We start from the raw sequence: 13,614 nt of genomic DNA, 5'->3' as shown, positions 1-13,614 counted from the left end.
AACCAACAGGCAAGTTGTGCGATCGCCTGAACCCTCTCCGCTAAGGTTATAGGATAAGCTAGACCTTAGAGCCACTCAATCCGTAGAATCTTAGATCATGAACCCTCCCACCTTGCACCAGATTGAAAAAATGGTCAGTTGCTTATCGGATGAAGAGCAACTGTGGTTAATGGAAAGAATTATTCACAATTTGAGACTATCTCGCACCCTTAACCATCGTGACAGCCAGGAGAAAACGATTGAACCGCAACTGGTAATGATGGCAAATGACCCAGGGATTCAGGGCGAACTCAAGGCAATTGAGCAGGAATTTGCCGTAACTGAAATGGATGGATTAACTGAATCGTGAGCTGGTCTGAAAGGCTTCATAGATAGGCTATAGGCGGACATATTTTCCCATTGTAAAAAGTATACCAGAAAATTGTGCGATCGCACTTCACCGTCATCCTCACTTTCACGGTATGTGGCGCAACGTGAATGTTGATTGTGTAGGGGCGGGTTTCACTACTATCTTTTCGGTGACACCCGGATGTTACTAAACCCGCCCCGACTCAGGTTTCTCGACTTCCCATGAAAAGTCAGACCGTCATCGGGGTAGGATTAGTATTAAACGGTTGTGGCAAAATTTTAACCTGTGATTCTTGCTATACCTAGGTTTTAAGATTATCACTGGTCAGCACTAAAATAGGATGACGATATCTTTGAAGGAGAGAAAGGAAATGGATAAAACGGCTGTCATTGCGCTAACGATTAGTACATGGATATTAGGATGGGAGGTGGCTCAAGCGGCTAACCCTAGCTTGGGGAGTTCTTTTCAAGAGTGGTGTCTGAACAAAACCAGTTTGTCAGCTGAGGCAAGGAAAACAGTGGAAGCGTTGTTAGAAGAAGCTGGTACAACAGATGTCAGTTCTCTATCTGGACTTACCAATCTGAGTGGGCTTTATCTCGACAATAACCAAATAACAGATGTCAGTTCTCTATCTGCACTTACCAATCTGACTGAGCTTGACCTCGGCTCTAACCAAATAACAGATGTCAGTTCTCTATCTGCACTTACCAATCTGAGGAGGCTTTACCTCAGCAGTAACCAAATAACAGATGTCAGTCTATCTGGACTTACCAATCTGATTGTGCTTAACCTCGACAATAACCAAATAAAAGATGTCAGTTCTCTATCTGGACTTACCAATCTGAGGAGGCTTGACCTCAACAATAACCAAATAACAGATGTCAGTCCTCTGTCTGGACTTACCAATCTGATTGTGCTTAACCTCAACAATAACCAAATAACAGATGTCAGTGCTCTATCTGGACTTACCAATCTGATTGTGCTTAACCTCAGAGACAATCCCATACCACAGCCAACTTGTCCAGTCAGTTCCTCAGATGTTTGCGAGTTCTGACCATAACACGGACAGGTGATGCACCAAAAATTAATTTGAGTTAATAGGGAAAACAAAAATGACCGCTTATACGATAGACTTTAACCCAATTATTCAGCTTACCGACGACCAATTTTATCAGTTGTGTCGGGCGAATCCAGATCTTAAATTTGAACGCAATGCCCAAGGAGAATTAATTATTATGCCCCCCACTGGCGGAGAAACCGGAAATCAAAACTTTGAGTTTGGTGCTGATTTAGCGATATGGAATCGCCAAACTCGATTAGGAGTTGGGTTTGACTCCTCCACCTGCTTTAAACTCCCCAACGGCGCTAATCGTTCTCCGGATTTAGCTTGGGTGATACAGGAACGGTGGGATGCGCTATCTCCCGAACAACGCACCAAGTTTCCGCCAATTTGCCCTGATTTTGTGGTGGAATTGACGTCTCCTTCGGATACATTAAAAGATACCCAGGATAAAATGAAGGAATATATTAAAAATGGCGCTCGTTTGGGTTGGTTAATTGCGCCAAGAATGAGACAAGTGGAAATTTATCGTCCTCAGCAAGCTGTTCAGGTTTTAGAGGCTCCAGCTAGTCTTTCAGGAGACGATGTTTTACCCGGATTCATCCTGAATTTAAGCTCTCTTTGGTGAGAGTTAGTTCGTCGTAAGGAAACCTTAGCCTTAAACAAGCTATAGCGAAGAGAATTAACCGAACTCGAAAAACTCACCTCAAACTCACACCACCTGAATTATATAGGACTTACGCACAGACCCTGCATAGAGTAGGGGCAATTCATGAATTGCCCCTACAGATGGTGGGTTAACGGTAAAGCAAGCGTAAGTCCTGATTATACAAGTTAACGGTTGGGTGCGGGGCGGGTTTATTGAATTGAGAAGTTTCTCGCCAAAGATAACAGTCAAACCCGCCCCTACGGGTTAACGCTTATGTGGGTTAAATGGTCAAATTCAAAGGGAAGAAAATCAACAGGCAAATTAGGCGATCGCACCCAGGATCGCACTCTTTTGTCAATGACTATTATTTGACAAGGGGACGGATTTATGTATCCACCATCAGCTTCAGCCGCACAATCTGTTCGCCTGTTTCATCCAGGGGAACTTCAATTACATCATTCGTGAGACGATCCAAACAATTGAGGAGCGATCGCAGATGGGGGGTACTTGCCCCAGTATCCACGTATAATCGGTCAGATAGGCTACTCAGCCGTTTCCAGGTCGTATAAAGTTTACCCACGGTTTGCTCCAACAATAAAGCCTGTTTGACCAAATCAGCCGCCGTATTCAAACAGTCTAGCCGCAGGGCTTCTTGGAGTGCCAATTCCATATCCAAAGATGAATGCTGAATGGCTTGCACTTGGGCGGCGGCGTCAAGGTATTTCGCCAAGAAACGGGCATCTGATGTCGTTTGCTTCACCGTATCCACATCAGGATTTGCCGCGACTTCCTCTTGTAATGGTTTCAGGTGGGATTCTGGCAACTTCTCCATTTCTTTCACCAACGGTGCCAAATAACGGGCGGGCATGGTTCCGGCTGAGGCTTTTTCCTTGACTTCATCAGGGAGTAACTCTGAGGACATGGCTGTCCATTCATCGGCTAGCTGCTTTACCTCACGCCGGGTAATCCGATCGCCCTGTTGCGCCTTATCCGTAACCAGTTGTTGAACTTCGGGGGCAGATTTGGCGGTTTCGACAAATGCCCGTTTACTGAAATTGCGGATCGCATCGGGGTTGAGTTTACCTTCGGCGAGGAGGGTATCGGCACTATTTGCCAGTTCAATTAGGGAATATGCCTGACTTTTGCTAATTTCGCGACTTTTGAGCCAGTTGAGAAAGCCTGTACCGCGTCCATCCCCCCCTTTTTTTTCGCGATCGCGCACCACACGCAGAATCCGCCCGCGCCAGATCTCGGTTTGTAAGTCGAAGCGATCGCACACTCGCCAAGCGTTATCAACGAGTTGCTGAAAGTCGTATTCCTGGATGTCCTCATCCTCTGGATCAGGAAGCTGGAAATTCAAGTCAACGGGTTCTTCGAGGACAGCCGCGAGTTCGGCAGTGGATTCGGGGATTTCAACCATAGGGATGCAATCGTCGAGGGATTAAACGGGGTTATTACAGCTTCTCAAATTATAGAGGGACGCCACCAATAGAGTAATATGGGTGAGGCAGGTGATGCTCATGCACAAGATATGCCAATCGGCAAGGATTCAGCTCACTTTTTTGGCATCAATTATGCTATGCCTATAGATAGTAAGGTCGGCTACTCCCCTGTCCCCGTTATGCCCCAGGATTTTTCGGGTCAAAATCTCCCAGGTTGTTCATTTAAGGGTCAAGATCTCGCGGGTGCTAATTTCAGCGACGCCGATTTCATTTTTTAGAGCTTACACTCTAACGTTAAAGTATTGTTGTTTCCCTTATGATGACGGCTTCAGGTTATGACTACATTAAATTATTCAATTTCGGTTGATTCCGAACGCATAAATACAGTCAGTATACTTGAAATTATTCCTCAAGAAGTTCTCAAATGGGCTAATAATTTATCCTGGGAGGAGCGACGCTATGTTTTATCGCTGTGTTATTTAATCTGTTCTTTTCCCTTAGATAAACAAGCCGAATTTCTAGACAATTATACAGCCGATGGTTTGGTCGTAAAAATCTTGCAAGAGCAAGCTCCAAAAGATTGGGTTACTCGCTCTTTCAAAAAACTCCACATCAAGCAAAAACTAACGAATACTGTATTGAAAGACTATATTAAACAGTATTACATTCATTCCGCCCAAGATTTACGCACCCAACCTAATCGCGACATCGAGTATTTAGAAGCCGTTCTCCATCTGATCAATGATGCCGAAGAACGAAATAATTTATTTCATTACATTTTAGGCTGTGAAATCATCAAAATGCTTTTCCAAATGAGCTGGTTACAACACGAACGATTCTATCGTTTACAGAAAAATCAGGAATACTTTATTAATCATTATATTAAGCCCATTCAACATGCCCATCGTTTGAATGGTCTTGTTGTCCCAAAAGACGAAACACTCTTCTTTGCTAAACGGGATTACTTTATCAAAAACCCGAATATCAAAGACAAAAAGTTAACCGAATTGCTCATGTCTACTTTCACAATTGCTCAAGCCAGCAACCTTGGTTTTTTTATTAGCCATAACCTTGATTTTGTCATGTTTGACTACGACTCTATTTTTAATTGCGAACCCGAATGTATTTTTCTTTGCTGAGCACCCTGAAAATTTGTTATCATAATTCTCAGTAGCTGATGTCGTCTAGACTGAGGACTACTACAGATTGTAAAAAAAATTAACTTTGTTCTCTCCTCTCTAACCTTTTCCATCGCAAAGGTTGACAAACTGAACTAAAGAGTTGTCTAATATTTCAACGAAGAGACTCAGACGTTCAAAGAGCTGGTAAGTAGTCGGACACAATTAAAGTTGAGCGTGAGGACAAAGGAAGTTTTACCAGAGAACGGGGAACAGTAAAGATTTGATGCTTGTTAACATCTCTTAGCATAGCGGACAGAATTTATGTCCAGGTACTTAGAATGTTGAATATAACATAATCGCGATCGTGAGAAATTTTACTGTTTTTTAAGAATTGTAATCAAATCCGAAACGGAACAGCTCAGTGATCAGTTGTCATATCCGCAAGGATGCTGTTACATTAATTATTTTCCTAACCGTTACCGCTCAAACCGTTGTTCATGATAGTTTCAACCATGATAACCAAGAACTCGAACAGTCTAGAAGCAGCTCAAGGGATTGGCGTCCTAGCGAAAATTACATTAGCTGTGAAAAAATGGGCAAATACCCTTCCCTCAGATCAACGAAAGCATATTATGTCACTCTGTTATTTAATGTGTGCGACTTCGCCAGAAATACAAGCCGAGTTGACTGATTTTTTAGACGATTATGTCGCCGATAGCCTAGTTGAACAGATTTTGCAAGATCGCATCCGCCTTCAGCTAGTCACCAAGTATTTACAAGAATTCTGTATTGAAAAAGAACTCACTCCCTTGGTGTTAAATAGCTATATTGAACAATTTTGTATTCATTCAGCACAAACATTACAAAAAAAACCAGAACTCTATTTGGAATTTGTGCTGCGACTGATTCACAGTGCAGAAGAACGCCATGATCTTTTTAATTATATTTTGGGCTGTGAAGTGATCAAAATGATGTTTCAGATGAGTTGGCTACAACATGAGCGATTGTATCAGCTTCAGAAAAATCAAGAAGGTTTTATCCGAACCTATATCAAACCAATCCAACACGCTCATCGAATTAATGGAATTGTTGTGCCCAAAAATGAAAATCTATTCTTTGCAAAGCGCGATTACTATATCAAACAGCCTAATATTCCGGAAAAGAAACTTGTTGAGTTGGTTGTATCGACCTTTGCCCATAGAATTGTTATAAATTTAGGGTTTTCAATAAGCTGTAATCTTGATTTTCTAGCGTTCGATTATGAATATATTTATAGTAATGAGGAACCGGATTGTATATTTTATGCCACTGTTTAAAGCATTGGCAGCAAGTAACCAGACATAGGACAATGAATAAGAAATCTACCCCATAATGACCGACTTTGGTCTTTTATGTCCAACGATGATATAGATAAAAATAGAGTCGGTAAAAATTGTTTGTGTTCAAGCTCTAGTTTTTAACCGTTAATTATTGCTAGTAATCCCTTGATGAATAGCAGGCTAATAGCGGCGATAACTATTACGGCTAAAGCTAACCCGACCAATAGCCAGACCAGAAAAAACCAATCCGTCTGTTTTTGGGGCTGAGGACTATCCCAATAGGTTTCCAATAAGGCAATATTTTTAGCATTCGCTTTCCAGGTTGCATCAGCAATATCGCCCACAATTGGCACAGAACCAATGACTGTATCTAAAAGGATATTAATAACCATTTGCCCTAATAGCGATCGCGGCATACCTATCCGTGCCGCTTCTAGTACAATATAGGCGGAGAAAGCTGTTCCTAAAAAATCACCTGCCCCTGGTAACAAACCTAGCAGAGGATCTAACCCGATACGCCACGGTGTTCCCGGAATAGGAATGGCATTGTCGAGCAAATGGCTCAACCGACGCAGACGCCGGAGAGTAGAGGTTTTGGAGTCATGGATCATTGGATTTTGGATTCAGATATCTTAGACACTGTCTTTATTTCAGTTTCCTCAATTGATCGCGCTTTAGCCGCTTGCATTGCCTCTCCTACCGTAAAATTAAGTTGATCTCCTAATAAAAGTACCAGAGATGTCATATATAACCATAGCTGTAAAACAATCACCGCTCCCAAAGCGCCGTAAATTTTGTGATAATTGCTGAAATTCGACGCCACGTAATTCCGAAACACGCCAGATACAATCGCCCATAATACGGCAGCTAAAACGGCTCCAGGTATAATCGGGTTTCCCTGACGCCAGTGGCTGATGCCAAAGCGGTAGATAATCGCAAAGACGATGGCAACCAACCCTAAAGCAATGAGCCAACTTAAAAGCCGTAAGAGCGTCAACAAGATGACTACAATGCTTTTGTATTCTACCAAATTGACCACCCAGCTACTGATAAATAGGATAAAGGAGGCGATGAATAGTAGTAAAACACTGCCTAGAGTTAAACCCATAGCAATCAACTTAGCTTTCCAAAAAGGTCGAGTTTTTTCTGAGGGAATTTGATTAATTTGGTCAAGGGCATTCATCGCCGCATTCAGCGCCCCGGAAGACACCCAAATTGCCATGATGAAGCTTAAGGAAAATAAACCCCGATTGTCTGTGAGGTTAATTCCCTCGGCAAAATTACGCATCAGTTGCATCGCTTCTTCGGGCGCCACTTCCCCTAGCTGATCGGCTGGATTCGTCCAGGGGAAAAATTGTTTGAATAACTCAATCACGGTGAAAATCACCAAAATTGCGGGAAACAGGGCTAACATGGCGTTATACGCCATCTGAGAGGACAAACTCAAGAGCCGATGTTTCAAGGCACGGCTAACGGTGATTCTCAGGGTTGCCAGATTCAGATAACGAAAAAAATGCAAGAAACGGAGTAGACGGGGACGTAGCATAAATAATAGGTTGGGTAGCAGTATCATTCACCATTACTGTGGCAAATTTTTTGACCATTAAATACCAAAAGGAGTCACTCTAGGGAGCTACACAATGCCCTATTTGTCCAGAACCCCCTACAGGAGCAGTGTGCGATGAGCAATGATGTCAGACAGTGGTTAGCCGAAATCAAGGAACTCAAACAGCAACTCGCCGATAGTATTCGCGATCGCGATGCTGCCAATGAATCTGCCGCCAATTGGCGTCGCCTCTACAATACCGAAGCCCAGCAACGCCGCACCGAAGCTCGACTGGCACAACAACAGATCGATGCCTTAAACCTGGAAATCCAGCAACTGCAACAGGAGAAGGATCTTCTTAAAGCTCAAGATCCCGACGCCACCTGTGCCATTGAACAGGAGGTGGCAAAACTGCAAACCTCAGAACAGTTGCAACAAAAACTAATTCAGGTGATGATGGAGCGCGATCGCCTCATTGATGCCTTGAAAATTGAGCAAGCCAATCACGCCCAAACTCGCAACAGCTTAACTGCTGTCATTGGCGATACGATTGACCAGTTGACCAAGCAACGTGGCACGGCAGAAAAATGAGAGATTAGGAATCATGAATTATGTATTAATTTTTAATTAGGAATTATAAATTTTCTGTCTATCAATTAAGAATGTGACAATTTTGGTATCGTTTCTCTCTCTAAAGGCAGAGGCATTATCTGATCTCTGGATAGAATAGCGGGAAAAATAAACGGAAAAATTTTCACGCTTAAGGAGTATCTTTCCGTGAGAGTGCCTTTGTCAGGGAATCGGCATTTACATTTTGGCTCATTTAATGAGATAATAGAAAGGTGAGGTAAAGAACGGAAAAATAAATTAAAGATAAAGGGGGAACTTATGAAATATAAGATTCTAGCAATGTTAACCTTACTTACTCCCCTAGTGTTCGCTAGCTCCGTCAAAGCTGAAAATCCACTTCATGTGCAACAGTTATTATCCACTGGAGCATGTGCAAACTGCGATCTATCGGGAGCCAATCTCAGGGGTGCCCATTTGATTGGTGCTGACTTGAGAGAGGCAAATCTGCAAAGCGCCAACCTGAGCCATGCGAACCTTGAAGGTGCTGACTTACGCGGGGCAAATTTGGCAGGGGCGAATTTAACAGGCGCTTTTGTCACCAATGCGGATATGAAAGAAGCGAATTTGAATCGGGTAGATTTTACGGAAGCCACAATTTACGATGCCAACGTATATGGTGCATCAATGCAGGATATGACCATCAGCGATGCTGATATATTCTACACAGGCATCGGAGTAGGGGGTGAAGGAGCAGAAGACGTCGTTCCAGATTGGTATTAGTCACATCCTCACCACGCAGTAGGGGGAAAGGGAACCAAACCCCTACTACGCACTGTCTAAAACCTCTCCCACAGCTACCCGCATACCATTGGCAAAGTCCCAAGCAGACTGAGCGCGTTTGCCAGCTAGCTGGACTTGGCGCAGTAGCAACAATCCTTCACCTGTTTGAATAATCGGTCCAACTCCCTTAATAATACTCACCACTTCTCCAGGACGCCCAGACGCTTCCCGTACAGACAACCACTGTTGCTCCGGAATCTTTAAATCTGTAGGGAATTGGGGGAAATAAGCCTCTCCCAGAGGAACAGTTGCCAGGATTTTCAGCGATTGATCCCGAAATGAGGCGACACAATTCGGTATAAATCCTCTGATCTGATTGTGTATGGCTATGGCAGAGCGCGACCAATCTACAGCATAATCTGACTTTTGAATCAAGGGAGCATAAGTGGCTTGGGAATCATCCTGGGCGATGGGTTGAACCTCCCCTTGGTTTAGCTTCAGCAGCGTTTCGATTAACAAATCCGCACCTAGATCAGACAGTCTTGCGGCTAAGTCATGGGCGTCATCCAATAAGCCAATGGGTGTGTGAGCCTTCAGTAACATCGGTCCAGTGTCCATCCCAGCATCCATCAGCATGGTGGTAATACCCGTTTCTGTTTCGCCATTGTACAAGCACCACTGGATTGGGGCGGCTCCCCGATAGTTCGGCAGAATTGAACCATGGACATTCACACAGCCGAGTCTGGGTATATCTAGAATTTCTTGGGACAGAATTTGTCCATAGGCGACAACGACAACTACATCTACCTCAGCTTGTTTGAGTTGGCTGAGGGTTTCCCTGTGCTTTTTCACCCGTTTGGGTTGCCAGACTTGCAGTTGATGAGTTAGTGCCAGGGTTTTTATCGGTGAAGGGGATAGCTGATTCCCCCGCCCTCGACGTTTATCGGGTTGGGTTACTACACCCAGAACATTAAATTCTGAATGGTTAATTAAGCGTTCTAAAGTGGGTACGGCGAATTGAGGCGTACCGAAGAAAATAACGTTCATCTTTTCAGTCAAAAATAAATAATAAACTTTTACTGATCTCTGGATCGACAAATGTGACGAATGACAAATTTATTCAACAGCAATTTCAATCCGGCGATTGCGCTGTTGATTTGCATCGGTATCATTTGACACAAGGGGACGAATTTCACCGTAACCGACAACCAACCAGCGATAGTCATCCCCCAAAGCACGAGCGAAATATTGCTCCACGGCTTTGGCACGACGAAAGGATAGTTCACGATTATTCTCAGGTTTACCCAGGCTGTCTGTATGAGCGGCGATGCGAATGGTACTTGAGGGATAGTTGCGTAAATCCGCAATAATTTTGTCTAAAATCAAGCCCGCTTCCGGACGCAGTAGGCTGTTATTTCCCTCAAACAGAACATCACTCGGTAAAGTTACCTTCAATGTTTGGGTTGAGCCGAACGAGTCCGATGGGGCTGCCATGATCGTAGCATTCGGATTATTCCCATTTGATATTGTCTCTTCAGGGGGAGGTTGAATGCCTTGGAGTTGCAGCGCGATCGCTTGCAATCGTGCTTCTAAGGATTCATTAGGACGACTATTGCCCAGTTGGGCTTCTAATGTGGCAACTCCCTCACTCAATGCTCGCAGTTGACCTTGCAGTTGAGTAAGCTGGGCTTGCACCTGTTGTCTCTGTACAGGGGTAAGTTGAAGTGGCGAACCCGTCGGTTCTGGTATCGATGTTGGGGTAGTATGGGGAGAAACAACTGGCGTCCGCCCTTCAAAAGGGGTTGCCATTTTGAGGAAGAAGGGTTTCTCTGGGTTGGTTCTGGGATAGAAAGTGGCAAGGACAATGCCTACAATTAGGGCTAAGCCTCCACTGACGCCCAATAGTAGCACTCGGAATATAAAAATGAGAAACCAAGGACGTTGAGACCTCAAAGAGGCAGAAGTAGTTTTATCTGCTGAACGAGCCGATTGGATCACCGATTTTCCTGAATTTTATTCAGACCCTAGAAGAATAACACCAATACATCCATTAATTCGATCATGCCACTTGCCAGAAGTTTGTCACCACCTCTAACCCGACAAGACAGGGTACACAGGTACACAGGTGCAGAGGAGACAAGGGAGAATACCCCCATAACCAGTCACCTTTTCCCCAATCACCTCTTCCCCAATCACCCATCCTGAGTCAGGAGTGAAAACTTTCGTAAAAAGGTTGAGTTGGAAGGTTCCTTAGCTTGATATACATAGACTAAAGAACACTGCCATAGTTCCCAAAACGTTGCTCCTCACACAAGACGCAGCGTTTAGCAACCTCACCCATATCGATGTTCAACCTAATCGTCCGCTTATTCAGATGGTTTTGCTCACAACCATACCTCTTACTGTTTGCTCCTTGGCTACTGATGACTTATAACGTATCTGCCCAAGCTCAACAGGTTCATACCCCTGAACCCGCCCATTTCCCTTTAGAAACAGACCCCCTATCGGTGTCTTCTTCCCCAGCGAATCTCGACGTGACTGAAGAAATTGCTCCCGATATGATTGAGACTCTAGAGCAGATTGATCCTCTCGATAGTCCTCATCCTGTCCCTTGGAATTGGGTGTTGACAACCCAAGCTGAACTAGCGGCGAGTGAAACCTTCGGTTTACGCTACTACCGCAGCCAATCATTAATTTCTCCAGACGGTCAATATGCTGCCTATAGCCGCATTTCCATGCAAGGGCAACCTGAACTATACCGCAGCCGGGTTACCAGTGTGATGTTTCTGGAAGATTTGCAAACTGGGGATTTGCAAACGCTCACGGCGTCATCTCCCTTATCTGACAATCCTTTAGTCAGTAACGAAGATGCGGATATGCCAGGAACATTCGCTATTTTGCTCCCTGTCTCTTGGTCACCGTCTAGCGATCGCCTTTTGTCACGACAGTTTGAAGGCTTGTTCAGTACATCCTTTGCCTCGGATTATGCGGTGATTTGGGATCGCCAAAAAAATCGCACCTATACTGTCGCACCTGAACCCATTGACTATACCCATGCGGTGTTATTGGGGTGGAGTCAAACCCATCCGGATCAGGTTCTGTTTCGAGTTGGTGAACTTGGTGAGGAGCGTTGGCCCGTGTTGTCTGTTGATTTCCGAGGTGAAACCACCCTCGCCTTTGAAGATGAACCAATTGTGTATGGTCAAGTGGTTAACCAGGTTTGGACTGGACCTCAAGCACGTTGGTAAACACAAGGGTAAATAGCACAGAGTAGGGACAGTTTATGAATTGTCCCTACTATTTAGAAAGGAAGGTTGACATCCTCCCCGGCGTTTGCCGCACGGGGATTCCTCACCACGCCACTTAAAAAAGATGGTCGCTGAATGGGGGTCATATCTATGCAAAGTTATACATATCTGTCTAGGCAAGACTCAACAGTTTAAGTCTATCTCCACGTTCTTCCCTAGTGTCTACGCTTACCTACTACCCCGCTTTCTGCCTCGTCCATCGTAAAACTCGTGGGACTCCGACCTCAACGAAGTAGGTCGGAGGGGGATAGAGGTCAAACCGCGCCGCTCAATGCGGTTAGGTTTGACAATCCAACTGTTGACACCAGTCCGGTGCTTCGTTGCAACAATTGGACTTTAGAGGCGGTAAACCTTCCTATTCGCTTCCAATTAGCGTTACTCACCGAAACTTGGGTTTTGGTGTCGCCAGAAACGTAACCGTAGTAGGTGATATCCGCTTTAATCGCTTTGACATAATCGCCCTTCCTGAACCCGTGACGGGTAACTGTGCCACCATAACCGCGCCGCTTTCCTCCCTTGCTCTTAATCATTAGGTGTAGTTGGCGGCGGCAGATTGGAGGACGGCTGATTACCGCAAACTGGCACGATGTAACTTCAATAGACCCTAGCCATAAACCACTTCTGCCCTTAACTTGCCGATACCGCATAAACTGGGACGCGGCTATGCAGATACCATCAACGGCATGGGCGGCGGGTGAGGACTCAGCCTTATTCTTAGCTTTGGGTAAACCGAGGTATTTTCTCCGGTTGGATGTGTGCCATCCCTCCTGCGTGTAGACGGTGTAACCGTTAGCTTCCAACTGCTCAATCTGCCAATACTGACCAACCATAGCCGGGCTAAACCCTTTGTCGCCTTTGGCTTTAATCGTCTCAACTACCACATCTGTGAATGGATAAACCCCTGACAACTCTTGTACCACCCGAAGCGCTAACTGTTTATTAGCCCGGATACTAGGGGGTATCTTATTACCTTTGCGGTTATCGAATCGGTGTTGGCGGTGACTGCGTTGGTTAAAGGAAACCTTACGGTTAATCCGTCGCCCTCGTCTCCCTCGCCGCATCATTGCCCGTTGGGTCATTCGCTTGGTCACGTTTTTAAAGGGCAAATTTAGGTGGGCTAAAAACAGAGTCGCCTTGGCTGATTGAACCGCGACGCCGGTGAATAGCTTTCCTGGATCAATTCCAGCCACAATATCTTGAGTTTCCTCTCCTGATGGCGGGTTAACTAACTGGACTTGAAAGATACCTAAATCGTTATGCGTGATTTTAGCTTTACCAGCTTTTAGCCACCGCCGAACGCGGCTAGCTTTAGCTGGCATTAATGGCTTACCGTCTGGCGATAAAACCGGAACTCGTAGCATGGTGATAAACCTCACGAGTGATAGGGGCGAAGCATTGGCGAAGTCAAGTGAGCGGTAAATTGCTTTAATTAACGACGCCAATGCTTCGCCCGTACATAGTCCCCTCGAC

General features: G+C 44.9%; 14 protein-coding genes and 1 pseudogene. 9 read left to right on the top strand and 6 right to left on the bottom strand.

All coding sequences use genetic code 11. The annotated features are described in order from the left end of the window. Nucleotides 1-97: 97 nt before the first annotated feature. The 3 genes from RIM23_RS15635 to RIM23_RS15625 all read left to right on the top strand — a co-directional run bounded on the left by RIM23_RS15635 (nucleotide 98) and on the right by RIM23_RS15625 (nucleotide 2,037). Nucleotides 98-349 carry a hypothetical protein gene (locus RIM23_RS15635; protein ID WP_446368127.1) on the top strand — a complete coding sequence of 84 codons (252 nt, stop codon included), beginning with the start codon at nucleotides 98-100 and terminating at the stop codon, nucleotides 347-349. Nucleotides 350-719: 370 nt separating this feature from the next. Further along, complete coding sequence (locus RIM23_RS15630; RefSeq protein WP_446368126.1) at nucleotides 720-1,403, top strand: leucine-rich repeat domain-containing protein; 684 nt, start codon at nucleotides 720-722, stop codon at nucleotides 1,401-1,403. Between the two features lie 58 nt (nucleotides 1,404-1,461). Continuing rightward, nucleotides 1,462-2,037: a Uma2 family endonuclease gene (locus RIM23_RS15625; RefSeq protein WP_446368125.1), complete on the top strand. Its 576-nt coding sequence runs from the start codon at nucleotides 1,462-1,464 to the stop codon at nucleotides 2,035-2,037. Nucleotides 2,038-2,443: 406 nt separating this feature from the next. On the opposite strand, the gene RIM23_RS15620 is transcribed toward RIM23_RS15625, so the two are convergent. After that, the gene (locus RIM23_RS15620) at nucleotides 2,444-3,478 is read right to left on the bottom strand and encodes a hypothetical protein (protein ID WP_446368124.1); all 1,035 of its coding nucleotides are present in this window, start codon (nucleotides 3,476-3,478) and stop codon (nucleotides 2,444-2,446) included. A 201-nt stretch (nucleotides 3,479-3,679) separates the two neighbouring features. Here RIM23_RS15620 and RIM23_RS15615 point away from each other — a divergent pair. The 3 genes and pseudogenes from RIM23_RS15615 to RIM23_RS15605 form a co-directional block, all read left to right on the top strand. Next, nucleotides 3,680-3,766 (top strand): annotated as a pseudogene (locus tag RIM23_RS15615) (pentapeptide repeat-containing protein); the annotation flags it as partial. Between the two features lie 69 nt (nucleotides 3,767-3,835). Further along, a complete protein-coding gene (locus RIM23_RS15610) occupies nucleotides 3,836-4,639 on the top strand; it encodes a hypothetical protein (protein ID WP_446368123.1) in 804 nt (267 codons plus the stop codon). Between the two features lie 494 nt (nucleotides 4,640-5,133). Next, nucleotides 5,134-5,937 carry a cobyrinic acid a,c-diamide synthase gene (locus RIM23_RS15605; protein WP_446368122.1) on the top strand — a complete coding sequence of 268 codons (804 nt, stop codon included), beginning with the start codon at nucleotides 5,134-5,136 and terminating at the stop codon, nucleotides 5,935-5,937. Nucleotides 5,938-6,077: 140 nt separating this feature from the next. On the opposite strand, the gene RIM23_RS15600 is transcribed toward RIM23_RS15605, so the two are convergent. Both RIM23_RS15600 and RIM23_RS15595 read right to left on the bottom strand, forming a co-directional pair. After that, nucleotides 6,078-6,551 (bottom strand): DUF4112 domain-containing protein, encoded by a 474-nt coding sequence (locus RIM23_RS15600; RefSeq protein WP_446368121.1) that lies wholly within the window; start codon nucleotides 6,549-6,551, stop codon nucleotides 6,078-6,080. After that, nucleotides 6,548-7,486 carry a YihY/virulence factor BrkB family protein gene (locus RIM23_RS15595; protein WP_446368120.1) on the bottom strand — a complete coding sequence of 313 codons (939 nt, stop codon included), beginning with the start codon at nucleotides 7,484-7,486 and terminating at the stop codon, nucleotides 6,548-6,550. Before RIM23_RS15595 ends, RIM23_RS15600 begins: the two co-directional genes overlap by 4 nt. A gap of 135 nt (nucleotides 7,487-7,621) precedes the next feature. On the opposite strand from RIM23_RS15595, the gene RIM23_RS15590 reads away from it, so the two are divergent. Further along, a complete protein-coding gene (locus RIM23_RS15590; RefSeq protein ID WP_446368119.1) occupies nucleotides 7,622-8,077 on the top strand; it encodes a hypothetical protein in 456 nt (151 codons plus the stop codon). A 297-nt stretch (nucleotides 8,078-8,374) separates the two neighbouring features. Next, nucleotides 8,375-8,836 (top strand): pentapeptide repeat-containing protein, encoded by a 462-nt coding sequence (locus RIM23_RS15585; RefSeq protein WP_446360663.1) that lies wholly within the window; start codon nucleotides 8,375-8,377, stop codon nucleotides 8,834-8,836. 45 nt (nucleotides 8,837-8,881) lie between these two features. On the opposite strand, the gene fmt is transcribed toward RIM23_RS15585, so the two are convergent. Both fmt and RIM23_RS15575 read right to left on the bottom strand, forming a co-directional pair. Beyond that, nucleotides 8,882-9,883, bottom strand: coding sequence for a methionyl-tRNA formyltransferase (fmt, locus tag RIM23_RS15580; RefSeq protein ID WP_446368118.1), 1,002 nt, complete (start codon nucleotides 9,881-9,883; stop codon nucleotides 8,882-8,884). Nucleotides 9,884-9,952: 69 nt separating this feature from the next. After that, nucleotides 9,953-10,834: an OmpA family protein gene (locus RIM23_RS15575; RefSeq protein WP_446368117.1), complete on the bottom strand. Its 882-nt coding sequence runs from the start codon at nucleotides 10,832-10,834 to the stop codon at nucleotides 9,953-9,955. A 425-nt stretch (nucleotides 10,835-11,259) separates the two neighbouring features. Between RIM23_RS15575 and RIM23_RS15570 the strand changes: the two genes are divergently transcribed. Next, complete coding sequence (locus tag RIM23_RS15570; protein ID WP_446368116.1) at nucleotides 11,260-12,084, top strand: hypothetical protein; 825 nt, start codon at nucleotides 11,260-11,262, stop codon at nucleotides 12,082-12,084. 314 nt (nucleotides 12,085-12,398) lie between these two features. Here RIM23_RS15570 and RIM23_RS15565 read toward each other — a convergent pair. Beyond that, the coding region (locus RIM23_RS15565) for an RRXRR domain-containing protein (protein ID WP_446368115.1) at nucleotides 12,399-13,614 on the bottom strand (1,216 nt) is incomplete at its 5' end.

The sequence above is a fragment of the Coleofasciculus sp. G3-WIS-01 genome (assembly GCF_040223135.1).
GTDB lineage: Bacteria > Cyanobacteriota > Cyanobacteriia > Cyanobacteriales > Coleofasciculaceae > Coleofasciculus.
Note: the sequence above shows the minus strand (reverse complement) of the source record. Positions and strands in the feature narration are given on the sequence as shown.

Bases quoted from the DNA above. Each gene is read 5' to 3' on its own strand.
- RIM23_RS15635 (WP_446368127.1), top strand. From the start codon at position 98: ATGAACCCTCCCACCTTGCACCAGATTGAAAAAATGGTCAGTTGCTTA.
- RIM23_RS15630 (WP_446368126.1), top strand. From the start codon at position 720: ATGGATAAAACGGCTGTCATTGCGCTAACGATTAGTACATGGATATTA.
- RIM23_RS15625 (WP_446368125.1), top strand. From the start codon at position 1,462: ATGACCGCTTATACGATAGACTTTAACCCAATTATTCAGCTTACCGAC.
- RIM23_RS15620 (WP_446368124.1), bottom strand. From the start codon at position 3,478: ATGGTTGAAATCCCCGAATCCACTGCCGAACTCGCGGCTGTCCTCGAA.
- RIM23_RS15610 (WP_446368123.1), top strand. From the start codon at position 3,836: ATGACTACATTAAATTATTCAATTTCGGTTGATTCCGAACGCATAAAT.
- RIM23_RS15605 (WP_446368122.1), top strand. From the start codon at position 5,134: ATGATAACCAAGAACTCGAACAGTCTAGAAGCAGCTCAAGGGATTGGC.
- RIM23_RS15600 (WP_446368121.1), bottom strand. From the start codon at position 6,551: ATGATCCATGACTCCAAAACCTCTACTCTCCGGCGTCTGCGTCGGTTG.
- RIM23_RS15595 (WP_446368120.1), bottom strand. From the start codon at position 7,486: ATGCTACGTCCCCGTCTACTCCGTTTCTTGCATTTTTTTCGTTATCTG.
- RIM23_RS15590 (WP_446368119.1), top strand. From the start codon at position 7,622: ATGAGCAATGATGTCAGACAGTGGTTAGCCGAAATCAAGGAACTCAAA.
- RIM23_RS15585 (WP_446360663.1), top strand. From the start codon at position 8,375: ATGAAATATAAGATTCTAGCAATGTTAACCTTACTTACTCCCCTAGTG.
- fmt (WP_446368118.1), bottom strand. From the start codon at position 9,883: ATGAACGTTATTTTCTTCGGTACGCCTCAATTCGCCGTACCCACTTTA.
- RIM23_RS15570 (WP_446368116.1), top strand. From the start codon at position 11,260: ATGACTTATAACGTATCTGCCCAAGCTCAACAGGTTCATACCCCTGAA.